The 20,141-nt window shown below is 60.1% G+C and carries 18 protein-coding genes; 8 read left to right on the plus strand and 10 right to left on the minus strand.

The window, feature by feature from the left end:
* Window positions 1-6 precede the first annotated feature (6 nt).
* On the minus strand, window positions 7-1,422 hold the full coding sequence (locus tag ACS4NR_RS21460; RefSeq protein ID WP_027610345.1) for an acetyl-CoA carboxylase biotin carboxylase subunit: 1,416 nt from the start codon (window positions 1,420-1,422) through the stop codon (window positions 7-9).
* A gap of 190 nt (window positions 1,423-1,612) precedes the next feature.
* Here ACS4NR_RS21460 and ACS4NR_RS21465 point away from each other — a divergent pair, with 190 nt between their 5' ends.
* Window positions 1,613-2,575, plus strand: a complete 963-nt coding sequence (locus ACS4NR_RS21465; protein ID WP_253149559.1) for a LysR family transcriptional regulator — start codon at window positions 1,613-1,615, stop codon at window positions 2,573-2,575.
* Here ACS4NR_RS21465 and ACS4NR_RS21470 read toward each other — a convergent pair.
* The 3 genes from ACS4NR_RS21470 to ACS4NR_RS21480 form a co-directional block, all read right to left on the minus strand.
* Complete coding sequence (locus ACS4NR_RS21470; RefSeq protein ID WP_095137820.1) at window positions 2,517-2,729, minus strand: PA3496 family putative envelope integrity protein; 213 nt, start codon at window positions 2,727-2,729, stop codon at window positions 2,517-2,519. The genes ACS4NR_RS21465 and ACS4NR_RS21470 overlap by 59 nt on opposite strands.
* 232 nt (window positions 2,730-2,961) lie before the next feature.
* Window positions 2,962-3,828: a transcriptional regulator HexR gene (gene hexR, locus ACS4NR_RS21475; protein ID WP_007962240.1), complete on the minus strand. Its 867-nt coding sequence runs from the start codon at window positions 3,826-3,828 to the stop codon at window positions 2,962-2,964.
* A gap of 127 nt (window positions 3,829-3,955) precedes the next feature.
* A complete protein-coding gene (locus ACS4NR_RS21480; protein ID WP_456018277.1) occupies window positions 3,956-6,886 on the minus strand; it encodes an EAL domain-containing protein in 2,931 nt (976 codons plus the stop codon).
* Between the two features lie 201 nt (window positions 6,887-7,087).
* Here ACS4NR_RS21480 and uvrD point away from each other — a divergent pair, with 201 nt between their 5' ends.
* The 3 genes from uvrD (at window position 7,088) to ACS4NR_RS21495 (ending at window position 10,979) form a co-directional block, all read left to right on the plus strand.
* Window positions 7,088-9,271: a DNA helicase II gene (gene uvrD, locus ACS4NR_RS21485; RefSeq protein WP_095137765.1), complete on the plus strand. Its 2,184-nt coding sequence runs from the start codon at window positions 7,088-7,090 to the stop codon at window positions 9,269-9,271.
* A 288-nt stretch (window positions 9,272-9,559) separates the two neighbouring features.
* Window positions 9,560-10,435, plus strand: a complete 876-nt coding sequence (locus tag ACS4NR_RS21490; protein WP_166495179.1) for a Tim44 domain-containing protein — start codon at window positions 9,560-9,562, stop codon at window positions 10,433-10,435.
* Window positions 10,436-10,571: 136 nt separating this feature from the next.
* Window positions 10,572-10,979, plus strand: a complete 408-nt coding sequence (locus ACS4NR_RS21495) for an SMI1/KNR4 family protein (protein ID WP_095137767.1) — start codon at window positions 10,572-10,574, stop codon at window positions 10,977-10,979.
* Window positions 10,980-11,000: 21 nt separating this feature from the next.
* On the opposite strand, the gene ACS4NR_RS21500 is transcribed toward ACS4NR_RS21495, so the two are convergent.
* Complete coding sequence (locus ACS4NR_RS21500) at window positions 11,001-12,764, minus strand: cation:proton antiporter (protein ID WP_007960872.1); 1,764 nt, start codon at window positions 12,762-12,764, stop codon at window positions 11,001-11,003.
* Window positions 12,765-13,046: 282 nt separating this feature from the next.
* Here ACS4NR_RS21500 and ACS4NR_RS21505 point away from each other — a divergent pair, with 282 nt between their 5' ends.
* Window positions 13,047-13,529 carry an acyl-CoA thioesterase gene (locus tag ACS4NR_RS21505; RefSeq protein WP_041073853.1) on the plus strand — a complete coding sequence of 161 codons (483 nt, stop codon included), beginning with the start codon at window positions 13,047-13,049 and terminating at the stop codon, window positions 13,527-13,529.
* A 130-nt stretch (window positions 13,530-13,659) separates the two neighbouring features.
* Here ACS4NR_RS21505 and pdxY read toward each other — a convergent pair whose 3' ends face one another.
* Complete coding sequence (gene pdxY / locus ACS4NR_RS21510) at window positions 13,660-14,532, minus strand: pyridoxal kinase PdxY (protein WP_027610337.1); 873 nt, start codon at window positions 14,530-14,532, stop codon at window positions 13,660-13,662.
* Window positions 14,533-14,649: 117 nt separating this feature from the next.
* On the opposite strand from pdxY, the gene ACS4NR_RS21515 reads away from it, so the two are divergent.
* Window positions 14,650-15,063, plus strand: a complete 414-nt coding sequence (locus tag ACS4NR_RS21515) for a DUF3301 domain-containing protein (protein WP_204893980.1) — start codon at window positions 14,650-14,652, stop codon at window positions 15,061-15,063.
* Between the two features lies 1 nt (window position 15,064).
* Here the strand turns inward: ACS4NR_RS21515 and ACS4NR_RS21520 are convergent, their stop codons facing one another.
* Window positions 15,065-16,036: a CobW family GTP-binding protein gene (locus ACS4NR_RS21520; RefSeq protein WP_456018278.1), complete on the minus strand. Its 972-nt coding sequence runs from the start codon at window positions 16,034-16,036 to the stop codon at window positions 15,065-15,067.
* Between the two features lie 28 nt (window positions 16,037-16,064).
* On the opposite strand from ACS4NR_RS21520, the gene ACS4NR_RS21525 reads away from it, so the two are divergent.
* Window positions 16,065-16,421, plus strand: a complete 357-nt coding sequence (locus ACS4NR_RS21525) for an NADH:ubiquinone oxidoreductase (protein WP_456018279.1) — start codon at window positions 16,065-16,067, stop codon at window positions 16,419-16,421.
* Window positions 16,422-16,425: 4 nt separating this feature from the next.
* On the opposite strand, the gene ACS4NR_RS21530 is transcribed toward ACS4NR_RS21525, so the two are convergent.
* The gene (locus ACS4NR_RS21530; protein WP_456018281.1) at window positions 16,426-17,076 is read right to left on the minus strand and encodes a DUF1826 domain-containing protein; all 651 of its coding nucleotides are present in this window, start codon (window positions 17,074-17,076) and stop codon (window positions 16,426-16,428) included.
* Window positions 17,076-18,281, minus strand: coding sequence for a zinc metallochaperone GTPase ZigA (gene zigA, locus ACS4NR_RS21535; protein WP_456018282.1), 1,206 nt, complete (start codon window positions 18,279-18,281; stop codon window positions 17,076-17,078). Before zigA ends, ACS4NR_RS21530 begins: the two co-directional genes overlap by 1 nt.
* 234 nt (window positions 18,282-18,515) lie before the next feature.
* Here zigA and ACS4NR_RS21540 point away from each other — a divergent pair, with 234 nt between their 5' ends.
* Window positions 18,516-18,893 (plus strand): glutamine synthetase, encoded by a 378-nt coding sequence (locus ACS4NR_RS21540; RefSeq protein WP_456018283.1) that lies wholly within the window; start codon window positions 18,516-18,518, stop codon window positions 18,891-18,893.
* Here ACS4NR_RS21540 and ACS4NR_RS21545 read toward each other — a convergent pair.
* Window positions 18,890-20,092, minus strand: coding sequence for an N-acetylmuramoyl-L-alanine amidase (locus tag ACS4NR_RS21545; protein WP_456018284.1), 1,203 nt, complete (start codon window positions 20,090-20,092; stop codon window positions 18,890-18,892). The two genes, ACS4NR_RS21540 and ACS4NR_RS21545, sit on opposite strands and share 4 nt — an antisense overlap.
* Window positions 20,093-20,141: the final 49 nt, after the last annotated feature.

Below are 20,141 nucleotides of genomic sequence, written 5' to 3' on the forward strand. Positions count from 1 at the left end.
TATTCCTCACAGGCCTGCGTGGGCGGCGATGGCGGCGGCGATGGCCAGGGCCAGCTCTTCGGGTTTGCGCTTGATCGAGTAGTTGGTCAGTTCAGGGTGGCTTTCCACGAAGCTGGTATTGAACTGGCCGCTACGGAATTCCGGGTTGCGCAGGATTTCCTGGTAGTACGCGGCGGTGGTTTTCACGCCTTGCAGACGCATGTCGTCGAGGGCGCGCAGGCCCCGGTCCATCGCCTCTTCCCAGGTCAACGCCCAGACCACCAGTTTCAGGCACATCGAGTCGTAGAACGGCGGAATGGTGTAACCGGTGTAGATCGCTGTATCAGTGCGCACGCCCGGGCCGCCGGGGGCGTAGTAACGGGTGATCTTGCCGAAGCTCGGCAGGAAGTTGTTTTTCGGGTCTTCGGCGTTGATGCGGAACTGCAACGCAAAACCACGGTGCTGAATGTCTTCCTGCTTCACCGACAGCGGCAGGCCCGAGGCAATGCGGATCTGCTCGCGAACGATGTCGATCCCGGTGATTTCTTCGGTGATGGTGTGCTCCACCTGCACCCGGGTGTTCATCTCCATGAAGTACACCTCGCCCTCAGCGAGCAGGAACTCCACGGTGCCGGCGTTCTCGTAACCCACGGCCTTGGCCGCACGCACCGACAGGTCGCCGATGTAGGCGCGCTGTTCCGGGGTCAGTTGCGGGCTCGGGGCGATCTCGATCAGCTTCTGGTTGCGGCGCTGGATCGAGCAGTCACGCTCGAACAGGTGCACCACGTTGCCGAAGCTGTCGCCGAGGATCTGCGCTTCGATGTGCTTGGGATTGACGATGCATTTTTCCAGGAACACTTCTGCAGAACCGAAGGCCTTGGTCGCTTCGGAAATCACCCGAGGGAAATTCTGTTCGAGCTCTTCGCGGCTGTTGCAGCGACGGATGCCGCGACCGCCACCACCGGAGGTGGCCTTGAGCATCACCGGGTAACCGATGCGGTCGCCTTCGGTCAGGGCTTCTTCGATGCCCGACACGTTGCCTTCGGTGCCCGGGGTAACCGGTACGCCGGCCTTGATCATGCTGCGCCGGGCTTCGGTCTTGTCGCCCATGCGGCGAATGACTTCTGCCGACGGGCCAATGAATTTGATTCCGCGTTCGGCGCAGATGTCTGCCAGCTCAGCGTTTTCCGAAAGGAAGCCGTAACCGGGATGCAAGGCATCGCAACCGGTTTCCACCGCCAGGTTCACCAGCTTGCGCGGGTTGAGGTAGCCGGCCAGTGGCTCGGCACCGATGCTGTGGGCTTCGTCCGCGCGCTTCACATGCAAGGCATGCCGGTCGGCGTCGGAAAAAATCGCAACCGAGCGAATGCCCATCTCGGCGCAGGCCCGCACGATTCGTACGGCAATCTCACCACGGTTGGCGATCAGGATCTTTTTTATCACTTGGAAATTCCCTTGAGCCGGTGGCACCACGACCTGCTAGACCCAGGTCGACGCGTGACCAAATGTTTCAATCTGGTCGCGCCCCCACACTAGCCCTCGCAAGGGATTAACAAAAATGAATAAAAATTGGGTCAGGCATAAGCAAAGACTTATAGTTAAACCATCAGCCTGCCGTCAGAGCCTATAAAAAATGCGTAAGTCCTTGATGCGTATGACATTACGCCAATTGCAGATCTTCAACGAAGTGTGTGATTTACGCTCCTACAGCCGCGCCGCCGATGAAATGTCTCTGACACAACCGGCCGTCAGCCTACAGATTCGTCAGCTTGAAGAGCTGATCGGCCAGCCATTATTCGATTACGTCGGCAAAAAACTCTACATGACCGAGGCTGCCGAAGCCCTGCAGCGCGCCAGCCGGGATATTTTCGGCCGCTTGGAAAACCTCGATATGCAGTTGTCGGACATGCAGGGTTCGCTGCAGGGCCAGTTGAAACTGGCCGTGGAATCCAGCGCCAAATACTTCGTGCCGCACCTGTTCGCCGCGTTCAAGCGTCAGCATCCGGAAGTGAACCTGCAATTGACCGTGGTCAACCGCGGTCAGGTGATCCGCCGCCTCTCGGACAACCGCGATGATCTGGTGATCATGTCGATGGTGCCGCAGGACATGGGCCTGGAATTTCTACCGTTCCTGAACAATCCGATTGTCGCCGTGGCGCGCCCGGATCATCCGCTGGCGCACATGGGGCCGCTGCGCTTGCAGGATCTCGAGCCTTACACGCTGCTGATACGCGAACCGGGTTCGGGCACGCGACTGGCCTGCGAAGAGTATTTCAAAGAGAAGCGCGTGCACTTCACCCAGACGCAGGAAGTGGCCTCGGCCGAAGCCCAGCGAGAGTGCGTGGTGGCGGGACTGGGCCTGGCGCTGTTGACGCGCCACGCCCTGAACCTGGAGCTGGCGACCGGCGGCCTGGTCGAGCTGCCGGTCGAAGAGTTGCCGCTGTTTCGCAGCTGGTGTCTGGTGCAAGCCAAAGCCAAACGGCTGTCACCGGTAGCGCACGCCTTCCTGGCGTTTATCCGCAGCGAGCGGATGCAGATCAGCGCGCTGGTTGAACGCTTCGACGGGAAGCTGCGGGCGCTGCCTGCCAGTGATTAAGTTCGAGTTCCTCGGGAAAACCACCGATTTCAGCCTGAAGCTGACGGAGTTCGAAGCGATCTTCGATCGCGCGACGGAATTCCATGCGACGCTGGTCTTCCTGCTGACGACGGGTTTTCGCGGCGCTGTTGCGTTCTTCGTAGGGCTGAGCCATTTCGAGTCTCCCAAGGCGAGTACGGGAGTTTCACGATAGGCGGGAGGGATGACGGTTTGGCTGCGCGGGGATGACAGTGCGATGAAACTTTGCAAATTGCGGTGCTATTGAGGACGCTTTCGCGAGCAAGCCCGCTCCCACATTTGATCTCGGTATGACGCAAAATCTGTGGTTACCAGAGATCCCCTGTGGGAGCGGGCTTGCTCGCGAATAAGGTCGGAACGACCTTGCTTTAATCGTCCAGCGCTTTCACGGCCTTGGGTGAGAGCCGCAAGCTGCGCAGACTGCGCTTCACGCTCTTAAGGTGGTTGACCAGGCTCGGTCCGCGCGCCATGGCCACGCCCATCGCCAGCACGTCGATCACCACCAGATGGGCGATACGCGAGGTCAGTGGCGTATAGATTTCGGTGTCTTCGTGCACATCGATCGCCAGGTTGACGGTCGACAGCTCAGCCAGCGGCGTCTGGCTCGGGCACAAGGTAATCAGTGAAGCGCCGCTCTCGCGAACGAGGTTGGCGGTGATCAGCAGATCCTTGGAGCGCCCGGACTGGGAAATGCAGATCGCCACATCGGTCGGCTTCAACGTCACCGCCGACATCGCCTGCATGTGCGGGTCGGAGTACGCCGCCGCCGTCAGCAGCAAACGGAAGAACTTGTGCTGCGCATCCGCCGCCACCGCGCCCGACGCGCCAAAGCCGTAGAACTCGACACGCTGCGCCTGAGACATCAGCGTCACCGCGCGCTGCAATTCCACCGGATCGAGCTTCTCGCGAACCTCCATCAGGGTGTGCAACGTGGTGTCGAAAATTTTCAGGCTGTAGTCGGCGACCGAGTCGTCTTCATGGATCGCGAACTGACCGAAACTGGCACCGGCGGCAAGGCTTTGCGCCAGTTTGAGCTTGAGATCCTGAAACCCGGAGCAGCCGATGGCCCGGCAGAAACGCACGATGGTCGGCTCGCTGATGCCGACGCTGTGGGCCAGGTCGGCCATGGAACTGTGCATCACCGCCGCAGGGTCAAGCAGCACGTGGTCGGCGACCTTGAGCTCCGACTTGCGTAACAGGTGACGTGACTGGGCGATGTGTTGCAGCAGATTCAAGGGGCTGGACTCTTCTTATGGGCAAGGATGTAGCACGCTTGTAGTTATACTACATGAATTAGCTTTTTGCCTGCTCAATGCGTAACTCCATGTCCCCATATCAGGCACGATAGAGTGCATGTAGCCCTTAAAGCGGATTTCCCTGTTCACGCAAAAGCCCGGCCAGACGCTCAGCCTCCACAGGGCGACTGATCAGGTACCCCTGAACTTCGTCGCAGCGTTCAGCACGTAAAAACTCCAGCTGCTCCTGCCGCTCGACACCTTCTGCCACCACTTTCAACGACAGCCCGTGAGCCATGGCGATGATTGCCCGGGTAATCGCCGCATCCTCACTGCCCTGCCCCAATCCGCGAATGAACGCCTGATCGATCTTCACGTAATCCACCGGAATCCGCTTGAGGTAACTCAGCGACGAATAGCCGGTGCCGAAGTCATCGATCGCCAGCTTCACTCCCAAGTCGCGCAACTGCTGGAAGGTCGCGATGATGTGTTCGACGCTGTCGAGCAGTTGACTCTCGGTGAGTTCGAGTTCGAGGTAGTGCGGCGCCAGGCCGGTTTCCTCCAGCACCTGCCGCACCAGACTGACCAGTTTGCCCTGACGCAGTTGATGTACCGACAGGTTCACCGATACCCGAATCGGCTCCAGCCCCTGACGCTGCCACTCGCACGCCTGCCAGCAGGCCTGGCGTAGCACGAATTCGCCGATCGGACCGATCAGTCCGGTTTCCTCGGCCAGGCCAATGAAATCCCCCGGCGGTACCCGGCCCATGCCTGGATGATCCCAGCGCACCAGCGCTTCCGCCGCATTCAGGCGTCCGGTTTGCAGGCACAGCTTCGGCTGGTAGAAAACCTTGAGCTGCTTGTCTTCGATGGCTTTGCGCAGCTGGTTTTCCAGTTGCAGGCGCTCAAGGGTGCTGGCCTGCAGGCTGTCGGTGTAGAACTGGAAATTGTTGCCGCCCAGATGCTTGGCGTGTTGCATGGCCATGTTCGACTGACTGACCAGCGCCGAGATTTCCCGGGCGTTGTCCGGCAGCATGCTGATGCCCATCGAGGCGCTGACCACCAGTTCATGCCCTTCGACCGTCAACGGCAGGCGCAGCTTGCTCGACAGCCGCGTCGCGACCCGCGCCAGGCTCGACAGGTTGCCGTAGGCATCGAACAGTACGGCAAACTCGTCACCGGACAGTCGGGCGATGGTGTCGGCCTCCGGCAACGCATTGACTAAGCGACGGGCCATTTTCTGCAGCAACTGATCCGCCACCTCATGGCCGAGGCTGTCGTTGAGCAATTTGAAGCGATCCAGGTTGATATGCAGCAACGCCAGACTGCGGCGCCCGCCCTGACGCACGCGCTGATGGGCTTCGTGCAGGCGTTCGCGGAACAGCGAGCGGTTGGCCAGCCCGGTCAGTTCATCGTAGTGCGTCAGAAAGCGCATGCGCTCCTCGGATTCGCGCCGCGCCGACAGATCGGCGAAGAAGCCGACGATATGGCTGACATTTCCCCGACTGTCGCGCACCGCGTTGAGTTGCAGCCACTGCGGATACAGCTCGCCGTTCTTGCGGGTTTCCACCAGTTCGCCCTGCCAACTGCCGTGCTGCTCCAGCGCGTGGCGGATTGCAACGTAATGACGACGGGCATCACGACTGCACGGCAGCTCGACGACATTACGCCCGAGCATGTCTTCAATGTCATAACCGGTGACGCGGCTGAACGCCTGATTGATCGCGATCAAGGCGTAGTTCGGATCAAGAATGACGATGCCTTCGCTGGCCGCTTCGAACACCGTGGCCGCCAGTCGCTGCTGTTCTTCGAGGCTTTTACTGACGCTGATGTCGCGCCGGGTGCCAACCATGCGGATCACCCGGCCAGCGTCACTGCGCTCCACGGCGCGCCCGCGATCCTCGATCCACACCCAATGGCCGTCGCCGTGACGCACGCGGTATTCGATCTGATAGTCCTCGGTGCGGCCCTTCAGGTGCTCGATCAGCGCCTGCTTGAGCCCGGGCACATCTTCAGGGTGCAAACGTGGCTTGAGGTCACGCAGGATCGCCGTGACGTACTCGGGCGCGAGGCCGAACAGTTCCTGGATCTGCGTGTGGTGGACTTCGTCGGTTTGCAGGTTCCAGTCCCACAACCCCAGTTCACTGGCCTTCAACGCCAGGGCCAGACGAGCTTCGCTTTTGCTCAGCGCCTGATTGGCCACGTCCAGCTCGCGGCTACGCTGGGCCACACGATCTTCCAGCTCGATCTGCGCTTCACGCAATTGGCCCTCGGCACAGCGCCGCTGTTCAATCTCCTTGGCCAGTGCCTGATTGAGCTGCTCGCTGCGGTTCTGCGCTTGCTGCAGGTGTTCGATCAGGTGCTGATTTTGAAAGCGTCGCAACAAGCCGCGATCAATCAGCCGATTGACCTGCCAGGCGACCACGCTTAGCGAACCGAGCAGAATCAGCCCGAGCCAGCCCCAACCGCGCGCTTGCTCATCACCGCCCCAGAACAGGTAGCCGATCGCCGGCAGCAGGCACGGCAAGGTAAAGGACAGAAACGCCGGCAGGCTGACGGCGTAGGCAACGCTGGCCGATAACGTCGCGGCACCGATCAGGCCGAACACCCAGGCTTGCTGCATGAAGTTGTCGGCGGGCACCAGGGCGATGCCGGCACCAGCCAGGGTCAGGCCGGTCATGGTCGAGCCGAGCAGGAACATGCGGAACCAGATCGGCTGGGCCTGGCGGTCCGGGATCGCCGAATCGAACGCCGCGACCTGAATCACCCGCAGCGCCACCAGCGACAACAACCAGACCAGCCAGATGCTGACCACGAAATAGCGCTGCGGGCTCCAGAGCAAAGCGGCGCAGACCAGACCATTGAGTAACATGAACATCGTCGGCAGCAGCGAGCCCTGATACAGCAGGCGCGTGCGTTCGACCGCCATTTCGACGGCGTAATGCTTGCGGATGACCCGGGGTTCCACAGAGGGGCCCGACAGGTCTGAGCTGAGGGTCTTGTGCAATGTTGTTGTTCTTATAAGAGTGAGCATGGGCCCGAAACGTGGACGGAGCATACACAAGCCAACCTCGTTGCCAAACTGCCCCAGATCATAATTTGAACGAAACTTCCCCCCGCCCGATCACCGGCAAAACCCGCAGAGCGAGACGGGCTGAAGCCTGCAGGCAGTGACCAACCGGTCGTCATCGGCGGCACTTTCATCGGCTAATGCAAAGCTCGGTTTGCCCGGGCCTGCGGCGCACCCTAGAATGCCCCGATGCGCGATGATCTCTCCCTTCTGCTGAACTCCCTCAACGATGCCCAACGCCAGGCCGTAGCAGCCCCCGTTGGCCGTCAGTTGGTCCTGGCCGGTGCCGGTTCCGGTAAAACCCGAGTGCTGGTGCACCGTATCGCCTGGTTGATCCAGGTCGAAAACGCCTCGCCTCACTCAATCCTGTCGGTGACCTTCACCAACAAGGCCGCTGCCGAGATGCGTCATCGCATCGAGCAGTTGCTGGGTATCAACCCGGCCGGCATGTGGGTCGGCACCTTCCACGGCCTGGCGCACCGCTTGCTGCGGGCGCACTGGCAGGAAGCCGGGTTGAGTCAGACGTTCCAGATTCTCGACAGCGACGACCAGCAGCGGCTGGTCAAGCGGGTGATCCGCGAGCTGGGGCTGGACGAGCAACGCTGGCCGGCCCGTCAGGCCCAGTGGTTCATCAACGGGCAGAAAGACGAAGGTCTGCGCCCGCAACACATTCAGGCCAGCGGCGACCTGTACCTGGCGACCATGCGCGGCATTTACGAAGCTTACGAGGCAGCCTGCCAGCGCGCCGGCGTCATCGACTTCTCCGAACTGCTGCTGCGCGCCCTCGACCTGTGGCGCGATCATCCGGGTCTACTGGCGCACTATCAGAAGCGCTTCCGCCACATCCTCGTCGACGAGTTCCAGGACACCAACGCCGTGCAGTACGCCTGGTTGCGCCTGCTCGGCAAGGGCGGCGACAGCCTGATGGTGGTCGGCGACGACGACCAGTCGATCTACGGCTGGCGCGGGGCGAAAATCGAGAACATTCATCAGTACTCCTCCGACTTCCCGGATTCGGTGACCATTCGTCTGGAGCAGAACTACCGCTCCACTGCCGGCATCCTCAAGGCGGCCAACGCCCTGATCGCCAACAACACTGGACGCCTCGGCAAAGAGCTGTGGACCGACGGCGGCGACGGCGAAGCAATCAACCTGTACGCCGCGTTCAACGAACACGACGAAGCACGCTACGTTGTCGAAACCATCGAAAGCGCGCTGAAAACCGGCCTGGCTCGGAGCGATATCGCGATTCTCTACCGCTCCAACGCCCAATCGCGCGTTCTCGAAGAAGCCTTGCTCCGTGAGCGCATTCCGTACCGCATCTATGGCGGCCAGCGCTTCTTCGAGCGCGCGGAAATCAAGAACGCCATGGCTTACTTGCGCTTGCTCGAAGGCCGTGGCAACGACGCTGCGCTGGAGCGGGTAATCAACGTCCCGGCCCGTGGCATTGGTGAGAAAACCGTCGAAGCGATCCGCGACCATGCTCGCCACAGCGATGTGTCGATGTGGGAAGCGATGCGCCAACTGGTCGCCAATAAAGGCCTGACCGGTCGTGCTGCCGGTGCGCTGGGTGCATTTATCGAGCTGATCGAGAACCTTGCCGCCAAGTGCATGGAGATGCCACTGCACTTGATGACGCAGACCGTCATCGAGCAATCGGGGCTTATCGCCTATCACGAAGCGGAAAAAGGCGAGAAAGGCCAGGCCCGGGTGGAAAACCTTGAGGAACTGGTCAGCGCCGCGCGCAACTTCGAAACCACCGAAGAAGACGAAGAGCTGACGCCACTGGCGGCATTCCTCGGCCACGCGTCGCTGGAAGCCGGCGACACTCAAGCCGACGAGCACGAAGACAGCATTCAGCTGATGACCTTGCACAGCGCCAAAGGCCTGGAATTCCCTTACGTGTTCCTGGTGGGCATGGAAGAAGGCCTGTTCCCGCACAAGATGAGCCTGGAAGAACCGGGTCGTCTGGAAGAAGAACGCCGCCTCGCCTACGTCGGCATCACCCGAGCCATGCAGAATCTGGTGATGACCTATGCTGAAACCCGGCGCCTGTACGGCAGCGAAACCTACAACAAGGTCTCGCGTTTCGTCCGTGAAGTGCCGAAGGGTCTGATTCAGGAAGTGCGCCTGTCGAACAGCGTCAGCCGACCGTTCGGCGGCAACCAATCAATGAGCGGCAGCAACCTGTTCAGCGGCAGTGAGATTCCGGAGACCGGCTTCAGCCTCGGTCAGGCCGTGCGCCACTCGATCTTCGGTGACGGTGTAATCCTCAACTTCGAGGGTTCAGGCGCGCAGGCGCGGGTGCAGGTGAACTTCAGCGAAGGCAGCAAGTGGCTGATGCTGGGGTACGCCAAACTGGAAGCAATTTAACGCAGGACCAATGTGGGAGCGGGCTTGCTCGCGAAGGCGTGTTGTCAGTCGGCATAAATGTCACTGAAGTACCGCATTCGCGAGCAAGCCCGCTCCCACAGGATTTGTGTCGGCTTGTTTCCCGCTGAACCTATCGCATTTTCCTACAGACAAAAGTACATGGCCTTATTGCTTCGACGGAGCTGAACGTAACCTGTCAGGCAAAAGCCCGAAACACTCTCTCGCTAGCCAGTAACACTTCAGCTGTGCAACATGGCGCGCGTGTCTCCACAAACGGGAATTCCCTTTATGAAACGTTTTCTTAGCATCGCCATGGCGTTGTGCATCGGCCTGACGATGAGCCTCGACGCCAACGCCAAGCGCTTTGGTGGTGGCAAAAGTGCCGGCGCTGCGCCGACGCACCAGACCAGCCAGATGGCTCCTTCTTCCCCAGGCATGGGCGGCGCCGCAGCGACCGCTGGTGCAGCCGGCGCTGCCGGTGCCGCGGCCAAGGCCGGTGGCGCTTCGAAATGGCTCGGCCCTCTGGCCGGTATCGCCGCCGGTGGCCTGCTCGCTTCCATGTTCATGGGCGGCGGCTTCCAGGGCATGCAGATCTTCGACATTCTGATCATGGCCGTGATCGCGTTCGTGATCTTCCGCTTCATCGCCGCTCGTCGACGCAAGCAGCAGGAGCATCTGGCTCCGGCCGGCGCGCCGATGCAGCGTGAAGCGTTCGAACAGAAACCTGCTGCCATGGGTTCGATCTTCGGTGGTTCGGCCGCGCCGGTTGCCGCTCGTCCGGTGATCAATGCGCCGGCGTGGTTCAACGAGCAGAACTTCCTTGAAGCTGCGCGCAGCCACTTCCAGTCGCTGCAGCAGCACTGGGACGCCAACGAAATGGACAAGATCGCCGAGTTCGTGACCCCGCAGATGCTCGACTTCCTCAAGCGTGAGCGTGCGGATCTGGGCGAAGGCTTCCAGTCGACCTACATCGACAATCTGCAGGTACAACTGGACGGCGTGGATGATCGTGCCGACAAGACCATCGCCACCCTGACCTTCAGCGGTGTGTCGAAGACCTCGCGTTTCGACCAGGGCGAAGTGTTCAGCGAAAGCTGGAACATGGAACGTCCACAGGGCGAGAACCAGCCTTGGCTGGTTGCCGGTATCCGCCAGAACGGCTGATCCCTCTGCGCTACGCATGCAGTAATAAAAACCCCAGCCTCGGCTGGGGTTTTCTATTTCGCGGTTGCATCTATAGCGAGCTACTGTATAAACCGGCCCATATAAACCGCGCCATTCAAGCAAGAGGATCCCGGACGTGGAAGAAATCATCGAACAACTGCGCGAAGCCAACGAACCCGTACCGGTTCCACTGGAGTTGCCTGACGAAGACTTGCTGGTCGAAATCGAAGAACAACTGTTCATCGACATTCCGTTTGTCTTCAAAGAGTTTTTGCTGACCGTCAGCGATGTGGTGTACGGCAGCCTCGAACCGGTAACCGTTACCGATCCACAATCCCACACCTACTTGCCGGATGTTGCCGCCAATGCCTGGGACGTCGGTGTGGATCGCAGTCTGATCCCGATCTGTCAGGACGGCGACGATTACTACTGTGTCGAAGAAGATGGCACCGTGGTGCTGTGGCAGGCGGAAGAAGAGCTGCTGGCCGAAGAAACCTGGGAATCCGTGTGGCACTGGGCGCGGGACGTCTGGCTGGAAAGCTGATTCGCCAGACGCCCCGGCCGGTCAGTGCCCCGACGATTCCTTGTGATTGTCGAGGGTTTCCAGCAGGGCCACCTGCATCCGCGTGTGCACGCGGATGAACCACCGCCAGAGCAGCGCCGCCACGGCGGCCGCGACCACGGCGACCAGCACCAGCAACTTGTTGGTCGGCAGAATACTGGCCGACAAGGCTGCCAGCAGCAGGAAAATCACCAGCAGCGAGAGAATCGGGATCACTTCGGAGATCACCCGACGCACTCGCTGCGTGTGCCGCCCGGCCATCTCCGGCTTCACGCCCATCTCCGCCAGCAGCATCGACAGCGCCTTGAGCTTGCGATACGCGGCGATCAGGAACGGCAGCGACAGCAGCAGTGCCCCGCCCCAGATCAATGCCTTCTGCCAGCTCGGATCAGCGATCCAGTCCTGCATCCACACTGACAGCCGCCCGGCGAAGAACGCACCGCTGAAGAAGATCGCGATCACCAGCGCCAGATTGACCCCGACCTGCAACAGGATCCGTCGGATCATCGCCGCCAGCATCGCGCCCTCGCCTTGCGGCTGAATGCTGCGCAGCCATTCGCCATACATGCCGAACACCCGGCCCAGACGCTTGGGCACCGCCGCCGAGAGCTTGATCGACAGCGGATCGGCCGCGCGGATCAGGTACGGCGTCAGCAGAGTGGTGATCACCGACACCGCCACTGCAACGGGATAGAGAAAGTTGCTGGTGACCTGCAGTGTCATCCCGAGCGCAGCGATGATGAAGGAAAATTCGCCAATCTGTGACAGCCCCATCCCGACACGCAGTGAGGTGCGTCCGTCATTGCCAGCGATAAAGGCGCCGAGGCCACAAGACAACATCTTGCCGAGCACCACAGCCACGGTGATTACCGCGATTGGCCAGGCATATTGCAACAGGATCATCGGATCGAGCATCAGGCCGATGGCGACGAAGAAGATTGCACTGAACAGATCGCGTACCGGCTCGATCAGGCGTTCGATCTTCAGCAACTGCCGCGACTCGGCCATGATCGCGCCGATCAGGAAGGCGCCGAGCACCATGCTGTATTCGAGCTTGACCACCAGCAGGCAGAAGCCGAAGCACAGACCGAGCACGGTGATCAGCAGCATCTCGTTGCTTTCGAATTTGGCGACATACGCCAACAGACGCGGTACCAGCAGAATGCCCACCACCAGGGCGACGATCATGAACAGCGAGAGCTTGCCGACCGTGGAAAACACTTCGCCCGAGCTGACCGTGCCGCTGACCGCGATGCTCGACAGCAGGGCAATAATGCCAATGCCGAGGATGTCCTCGACGATCAGTACGCCGAAGATCAGCTGCGCGAAGCGCTCGTTCTTCATCTTCAGGTCGTTGAGCGCCTTGACGATGATGGTGGTTGAGGAGATGGCCAGAATCGCGCCGAGGAACAGCGAGTCCATGGTGTTCCAGTCGAACCAACGGCCGATTTCATAGCCGATCCAGATCATCAGGACGATTTCGAGGAACGCCGCAATAAACGCCGTGGCCCCGACCTTGAACAACTTGCGCAGACTGAATTCCAGGCCGAGACAGAACATCAGGAAGATCACCCCCAGTTCGGCGAGGGTCTTGATGGTTTCTTCGTCGTGGATCAGGCCGAACGGCGGTGTGTGCGGGCCAATGATGAAACCGGCGACGATGTAGCCGAGCACCACCGGCTGCTTGAAACGGTGAAACAGCACGGTGACCACACCTGCGACCAACATGATCACTGCCAGGTCCTGAATAAAGCTGATGGCATGCATGGTGTGGGCTCCTTGTATGACGTGACCCGCCGTCAGACTTCAGATAGGTCTGAGCGAGTTGAGTAAAAATCCGCTTTTCGTGTAGGAATTGCCCTTGGACAGGGCCTTTTGCAGGTTAACACCGCGACTTCCGGCTGGAAGGCGGTGCAATATAAGGAAACAGATCGGCGCCGGCGTGACGGCAGACAGTCGTCTGGCGTCCCGATAACGGTGCTTTTGAAAAAGCCACCAGGCACCCGCAGAGGTGCGTCCAGCCATCCAGCCTTGATCCGTGAGAACGTTATGGAACCCGGAAACGCCCAACTGTCGATGACGGTATTGATGACCCCCGACATGGCCAACTTCTCTGGCAATGTCCACGGCGGTACCCTGCTCAAATACCTCGACGAAGTGGCCTACGCCTGCGCGAGCCGCTATGCCGGCCGCTACGTGGTAACGCTGTCGGTGGATCAGGTGATTTTCCGCGAGCCGATCCATGTCGGCGAACTGGTGACCTTCCTCGCGTCGGTCAACTACACCGGCAACACCTCGATGGAAGTCGGTATCAAAGTGGTGACCGAAAACATCCGCGAGCGCTCGGTGCGCCACACCAACAGCTGCTTCTTCACCATGGTCGCGGTGGATGACCAGCGCAAACCGGCCCCCGTGCCGCCGCTGCAACCGCAGAACAGTGAAGACAAGCGTCGCTATATGCAGGCCCAGCAGCGTCGGCAGATTCGTCAGGAGTTGGAAAAGCGTTATCAGGAGATCAAGGGCGACGCCTGACCTTTGGAATGATGTTGCTTTACAGATCGCCTTCGCGAGCAAGCCCGCTCCCACATTGAATCGCAGTCCTCCCATGGGAATGCAGTCGAACGTGGGAGCGGGCTTGCTCGCGAATGGACGTAATGTAGTCTTACAGGCTGATCGCCGTTGCCTCGAACTTCACCCGCGGATGCGCAATCCGGTCCTGCGCACGCACCAGTTGCAGCTCATAACTGGCGCAGGCCTGGGTCTCCAGCAGCACTTCATGCACCGCCGCGGCGGTGAACTCAAACGCCGCTACCAGACTGTCGCCGAGCAGCACCCGCGCCAGGAACAAACCGGACGTCAGATCGCCCACGCCCACCGGCTGACGCGGAAACGCCAGCAGCGGACGGCGCAGGTGCCAGCTTTCATCAGCGGTCACCAACAACATCTCGAAACCATCCGCCGGCTTGCCCGGATAATCCAGATGCTTGACCAACACCGCTTTCGGCCCGCGCGCCAGCAACGCCCGAGCCATCGCCAGGCAGTCGAACAGCGACTGCGGCTTGCGCCCGGAAAAACTGTCCAGCTCCAGTTGGTTAGGGCACATGATGTCCGCCACCGCAGCTGCTTCCTCCAAGAGGAAATCACTGACTTCGGCCGGCACACTGCAGCCCTTCTCCGGATGGCCCATCACCGGGTCGCACAGGTACAACGCCTTTGGATTGACCGATTTGATGCGTTCGACGCCACTGAGAATCGCCCGGCCCTGCGCCGCGCTACCCAGATAACCGGAAAGCACGGCGTCGCAGTTGCCCAGTTCGCCAATGGCGGCAATGCCTTCGACCAGTTCGGGGATCTGGTGCGGCGCCAGCACCTCACCGGCCCACTGCCCGTACTGGGTGTGATTGGAAAACTGCACGGTGTTGAGCGGCCAGACATTCACCCCGACCCGCTGCATCGGAAACACGGCGGCGCTGTTGCCGGCGTGGCCGAAGACCACATGGGACTGAATGGCGAGCAGATGAGGCGTACGTTTCATTCGGGTTATTCCGTAAAACGATTGAAATTCAAGCCGCGCAGTATGCGACGAAACACAGCCTGTACGACAGACCGGCGACGCAGTTAAGCTGAGCTTATCTTTTGGAGTTTCCTGTTGATGCTGACCCTCGAAAACATCTTCGTGCTGATGCTGTTCGCCGCTGCCGGCGCATGGTTATGGCACAACCACGGCTTGCGCGAGCGGGCGCTGGAGCGGGTCAAGCAGCATTGCATCAACGTCGGCGTCGAACTGCTGGACGGTAACGTCGCATTGAAAAAAATCGGTCTGATCAAGGATGCGAGCGGACGGCGGCGCCTGGCCCGGGTCTATAACTTCGAGTTCACCGTGACCGGCGAAACCCGACACAACGGCACCATCACCCAGTTTGGCGCGCACAGTGCGCAGATCGAGCTGGCGCCCTACCCGGCGCCGTTCGACGACACGCCGCCGGTGGTCGAGGTCACTCGTCCGCGGGCCGAAGTGATCGAACTGAGCCAGTGGCGTCAGGAACACACCAAGTGGAAGCCTTGAGCTAACCCGCCGGTATCCGGCATTGCGCCATGCCTGACTGCAAATCATCGATACGTTGCGCATCGGCAAAGATCAGTTCTATACGTGAATCCCGCCGCCACTCGCTGGGTTGCCAATCCAGTTCAGTGTTATCCACGGCATTGGCCGACACCCAACCCTGTGCGCTGTGGATAACCAGTTTGGCCCGCCGCCAATCCAGGCTCCTCAGCCATTGGTTCAGACGTTGCGTATCGAACGTCTGTCCCGGGTGCCAACGCCAGCCGATGCTCCAACCGCCCTCCTGTGCCTGACTCAGGCAGATCGGCACGGCCGGATCGCTCCAGATCGCTGGAATCGATCCCGCCCCCTGCGGTACGACGAGGTTATCCACACCCGCCATTGCTTGCGCCGCCACACCCGGCAACTCGCGTAAAGGCAGTTGCGCCTGCTGCGTCCAGATCAGTTTGACTGCCGGCAAACGCTCGGCGATGGTCTGCCGCGCGGCCTCATCCAGACTTTCTGCCTTGTTCAGCAACAGTAGACCGGCGCTACCCAAAGCCTCCTGCTGAGCGGGCGGCAACGCTTTCCCGGCGGCCAGCGCCTGGGCATCCAGCACTAACACACAGGGCTGCAGCGCCAGCACACCCAACCACGGCGCTTCGCTTAACTGCTTGAGCAACTGCGCCGGATGGCCCAGCCCGGACGGCTCAATGAACAGCCGATCCGGCCTGGCCTTGCGCAGCAAACGGCCGAGGCCGATCTGAAACGGCGCACCATTCACGCAACACAGACACCCTCCGGCGACTTCGCCCAGTGCGATACCATCGGCGTCGCGGGTCAGCAACGCAGCATCGAGGCCGATCTGACCGAACTCGTTGATCAGCACCGCCCAGCGCTCGCCTTCCGGCCGTTGGGCCATGAGCTGGCGAATCAGGCTGGTCTTGCCTGCGCCCAAAGGGCCGGCGATGACATGAGTAGGAATGTTCTGCAACATGACTGGGCGTTTTCTGAGGGGATTGGACATGCGTTGGATGGGATGGTCGTTGCTGTTGATGCTGCTGTCGAGCGAAGCATGGGCCCAGGCTTGCGTGGTGCACAGCCAGGGTGAGCGGCTCGACGTTAAAGTCTGCCAGCAGAACCGCAATATTCCCGAGAAGCTGTTCAGCGACGGCTTCTGCCAACCGACCCTGGCCGGGCAGAAAGTCGAGGTGCAGTACGTCGATCAATGCCCGAGCGGCGCGTTCGGCGCGTGCAGCAACGCGCAAGTCGCCAATATGCCCTATCGCCAGGATATCCACTATTACGGCGTCGCCTCCGACGCAGCGTATTTACAGCCGTACTGCGAAGGCCAGAGCCAGGGCAAGTGGCTCAAGCCTTGAGCCGTCAGCCGAGCCAGTCGAGGGTCAACAGCAGCCGTCGCTCACCCGGCGCCGGTTGCGGGGAGCGATGAATCAGGCCGAAGCCTTCGTTGCCGTGCCACTTCTCGCCTTTCAATAGCGCCACATCACCACGCTTGAGTTGCTGGATTTGGCTCATGCCGTGTGGCTCGGCGTTGGCCTGGCCCAACTGCTCGCGATCCATCACGCCCTCTTTGAGCCATTGGCTGCCAATCCCGGCATAGGTGGTGATCAAGCGCACCGGCACATGATCGACATGGAAGCGTGGGCACATGGCCTTGTCCAACACCCGCAGGCGCAGGCCGATACGCCGTGCCCCCAATAGACAGGCGAAGGCACTCACCAGCCATTGCAGGTCAGCGATGAAGCCTTCGTAGCCTTGCAGATCACGGAACCCGGCGGCCAATCCTTGCAGATCAGGGTCGGCGTCCTCATTCGGCAATTCGATGCACAGCGCTTCCGCCAAAGGCTCGTTGAGCGACAGCAGCAACTCTGCGAAATCGGCGATGTGCAGCGGCAGTTGACGCTGCCAGACCGCGAGATTGACGTCGTCTTCGAGGATCCGCGTCAGCGTTTTCGGCGTCGTCCCCTGATGCTGATGGCACGCCCGGTTTTGCTGCAGTTTGAGCGCAAGCATCAGGCGGCCTCTTCGTGCCAAGGGCCGAACGGGTCCGGCAGTCTGCGCCAACCGTCTACGCCATCGGCCATTTCTTCGTCAGTCAGCAGGCAGGCATCGAGCTCCGACTTGAGCTGTACGAAGTCGATGTTCTGGCCAATGAATACCAGCTCCTGACGACAATCTCCGACGCTCGGTGTCCAGTTTTCCATGATTGCTGCAGTACTTTCCTGATCCTGCGGCCATTGATTTTTCGGCACGAAACGCCACCAGCGACCCGCGAAACCATGGCGCATCAAACCGCCGGCCTGCGACCAACTGCCTGCGTCGCAGGGTTTGCTCGCGAGCCAGAAGAAGCCTTTGGAGCGCAGCAGTTTGCCGTTCGGCCATGGGCGATCGATGAAGTCGAAAAAGCGCTGCGGATGGAACGGGCGGCGTGCGCGGTAGGCCGTCGAGTCGATGCCGTATTCCATGGTTTCGGGCACGTGCTCACCGCGCAATTCCTGCAACCAGCCCGGGGCCTGAGCGGCTTTCTCGAAATCGAAACGCCCGGTGTTGAGGATTTTCTCCAGCGGCACCTCGCCCATCACCATCGGGATGATCTCCGCCTCGGCGTTGAGGCGTTTGAGGATTGCCATCAGCTCTTCGCGCTCCTGGCGGCTGATGAGGTCGATCTTGCTGATCAGCAGTACGTCGGCGAACTCGATTTGTTCGATCAGCAGATCGGTGATCGAGCGTTCATCTTCATCGCCCAGAGTCTCGCCGCGGGACGCGAGGCTCTCGGCAGCCTGATAGTCGAGGAGGAAATTCACACCGTCGACTACCGTGATCATGGTGTCGAGCCGCGCGACGTCAGCCAGGCTCTGACCGTGTTCATCGCGGAAGGTAAACGTTTCAGCGACCGGTAGCGGCTCGGAAATGCCGGTGGATTCGATGAGCAGGTAATCGAATCTACCTTCGCGGGCGAGTTTGCTGACTTCTTCGAGCAGATCCTCCCGTAACGTACAGCAAATACAACCGTTGCTCATCTCCACCAGTTTTTCTTCCGCACGGTTAAGGCTGACATCGCGCTGGACTTCGCTGCCATCAATATTGATCTCGCTCATATCGTTAACGATGACAGCAACGCGCAAGCCTTCTCGATTACGTAGTACGTAATTCATAAGTGTACTTTTTCCGGCGCCGAGAAAGCCCGAAAGAACGGTCACTGGAAGCTGGCGTGACATTGGATAATCCTCATCAGATGGTGGCCGATGTACGCTTTTGCCTGGTTTGGCGTAGCGCACCGCGTTCTAGAGCTTCAAAACAGCGATATGGCAGAAGCAGACGCTTGAAATCGGCGAGCTCAGGCTCAATTCAATTTTATGTTATAGTATAACAATGTGAATAAGCCAGTCCCGCTCTTGTCCGAAATGATAAAGAGCAGGAAGCTGTACGCAGTCCGCCCATCGGGAACCGCGATGAAAGATGCCCTGAAATGCTCGCTGCTGAGTCTCGCGTTGCTGTCGGGCGCCAACGCCTGGGGGCAAATTCCCGCGCTCGCCAACTGCACACGCAGTGCCAATCTGCTGGCCTGCATTGATGCACATGGCAATGCCTACAGCGTGAACACCGTGGGCAACACGATTTACCTGCGTGGCTTTGAAAAAGACGGCAAGCGCTACTGGGCACAGACCAACAGTCGCTTCGGCCAACTGACGTTCTTCACCGGGATCGCCTCTGACGGGGAAGCCTGGGTTGGTTACACCCGTCGCGTCGGCTGGACGACGATCAATCGCTTTTCCAGCTCTGGCGGCAGTAGCGCCAAGTTCACCTGCAGTCGGATCACCGGCTGCTAAACCCGTGCTTTTTGCTGCCCCTGCTGCCAGGCGATGTAGCTGTCGACCGGTGGATTCTTCTGAAAGTAACGCTGCAGCCCTTCGAACAAACCATCCGCCACGGCTTGCTGATGTCGAGGCGTGACCAGTCGCTGGCTGTCGCGGGCGTTGGAAATGAAGCCGGTTTCCACCAGAATCGACGGCACGTCCGGCGACTTCAACACGGCAAATCCTGCCTGTTCCACGCGCTTTTGATGCAGTGTGGTAATGCCTGCCAGACTGCCGAGAACGGTACTGCCGAGTTGCAAACTGGCGGCGATGGTAGCGTTCATCGACATGTCGAGGATCACCCCGGCGAGCATCGGATCCTTGTCCTTGAGATTAAGCAGACTGGTCGCACCCAGCAGATCCGCGCCGTTCTCCCGCTGCGCCATGAAGCGTGCAGTCGCTGACGTCGCACCACCTTCGGACAAGCAATACACAGAGGCTCCCGACGCCGTCAGACGCGGTGCCGCGTCGGCGTGCACCGAGATAAACATGTCGGCCTTGTGCTGGCGAGCGATGTCCACACGCTTGCGAAGCGGCACGAAGAAGTCGTCATTGCGCACCAGTTTGACGTCGAAGCCTTTCTCCTTTTTCAGGCGTTTGGCGAGCAATTGCGCGATGGAGAGCACCACATCCTTTTCCCGCTCACCCTTGGCGCCGACTGCACCTGGGTCTTTCCCGCCGTGTCCGGGATCAACGACAACGATGATGTCGCGCTTGGGGTGAGCCAGATTCGAAGGTGTTTCACGTGGAACCATTGCTTGGCTAGATACCGGTTTGGCGTTTACCAGATCAAGCACCAAGCGGTGTCCTTGGCCATCTTGAGGCGCCAAAAGAAAGCTGTTGAATAACACTGGATTGTTCAGATCAAGAACGATCCGTGTGTCACCCTGACCAAAGTGCCCTGATCGAATGGCACGAATCGCGGTATCAGCCAGCGCCAATTGACTGAAATCGCCACTCAAACCAGCTCCGGAAAGATCGATGATCAAACGTTCTGGAGCGCTCAGCGAAAAGGTTTTGTAGCGCACCGGACCGCTGAGGTCGAACACCAATCTCAGTTTGTCATCCGAACGCCAGAGGCGCGCATTGCGAATTTGCGTAGCCGAAACAGTGAAGGGAAAAGCCAAAGCCGTGCTGGCCAGAAGTAGGTTGAGCAGATGACGTCGGTGCATATGAAAACCCGTTCATGAAAAAGGCATCGAGATTTGAATTGTTATAATG

It is taken from the genome of Pseudomonas sp. JQ36 (assembly GCF_053851495.1).

Coding starts and splice junctions, on each gene's coding strand:
- ACS4NR_RS21465 (WP_253149559.1), top strand. CDS start 1,613: ATGCGTAAGTCCTTGATGCGTATGACATTACGCCAATTGCAGATCTTC.
- ACS4NR_RS21470 (WP_095137820.1), bottom strand. CDS start 2,729: ATGGCTCAGCCCTACGAAGAACGCAACAGCGCCGCGAAAACCCGTCGT.
- ACS4NR_RS21480 (WP_456018277.1), bottom strand. CDS start 6,886: ATGCTCCGTCCACGTTTCGGGCCCATGCTCACTCTTATAAGAACAACA.
- uvrD (WP_095137765.1), top strand. CDS start 7,088: ATGCGCGATGATCTCTCCCTTCTGCTGAACTCCCTCAACGATGCCCAA.
- ACS4NR_RS21490 (WP_166495179.1), top strand. CDS start 9,560: ATGAAACGTTTTCTTAGCATCGCCATGGCGTTGTGCATCGGCCTGACG.
- ACS4NR_RS21500 (WP_007960872.1), bottom strand. CDS start 12,764: ATGCATGCCATCAGCTTTATTCAGGACCTGGCAGTGATCATGTTGGTC.
- ACS4NR_RS21505 (WP_041073853.1), top strand. CDS start 13,047: ATGGAACCCGGAAACGCCCAACTGTCGATGACGGTATTGATGACCCCC.
- pdxY (WP_027610337.1), bottom strand. CDS start 14,532: ATGAAACGTACGCCTCATCTGCTCGCCATTCAGTCCCATGTGGTCTTC.
- ACS4NR_RS21515 (WP_204893980.1), top strand. CDS start 14,650: ATGCTGACCCTCGAAAACATCTTCGTGCTGATGCTGTTCGCCGCTGCC.
- ACS4NR_RS21520 (WP_456018278.1), bottom strand. CDS start 16,036: ATGTTGCAGAACATTCCTACTCATGTCATCGCCGGCCCTTTGGGCGCA.
- ACS4NR_RS21525 (WP_456018279.1), top strand. CDS start 16,065: ATGCGTTGGATGGGATGGTCGTTGCTGTTGATGCTGCTGTCGAGCGAA.
- ACS4NR_RS21530 (WP_456018281.1), bottom strand. CDS start 17,076: ATGCTTGCGCTCAAACTGCAGCAAAACCGGGCGTGCCATCAGCATCAG.
- zigA (WP_456018282.1), bottom strand. CDS start 18,281: ATGTCACGCCAGCTTCCAGTGACCGTTCTTTCGGGCTTTCTCGGCGCC.
- ACS4NR_RS21540 (WP_456018283.1), top strand. CDS start 18,516: ATGAAAGATGCCCTGAAATGCTCGCTGCTGAGTCTCGCGTTGCTGTCG.
- ACS4NR_RS21545 (WP_456018284.1), bottom strand. CDS start 20,092: ATGCACCGACGTCATCTGCTCAACCTACTTCTGGCCAGCACGGCTTTG.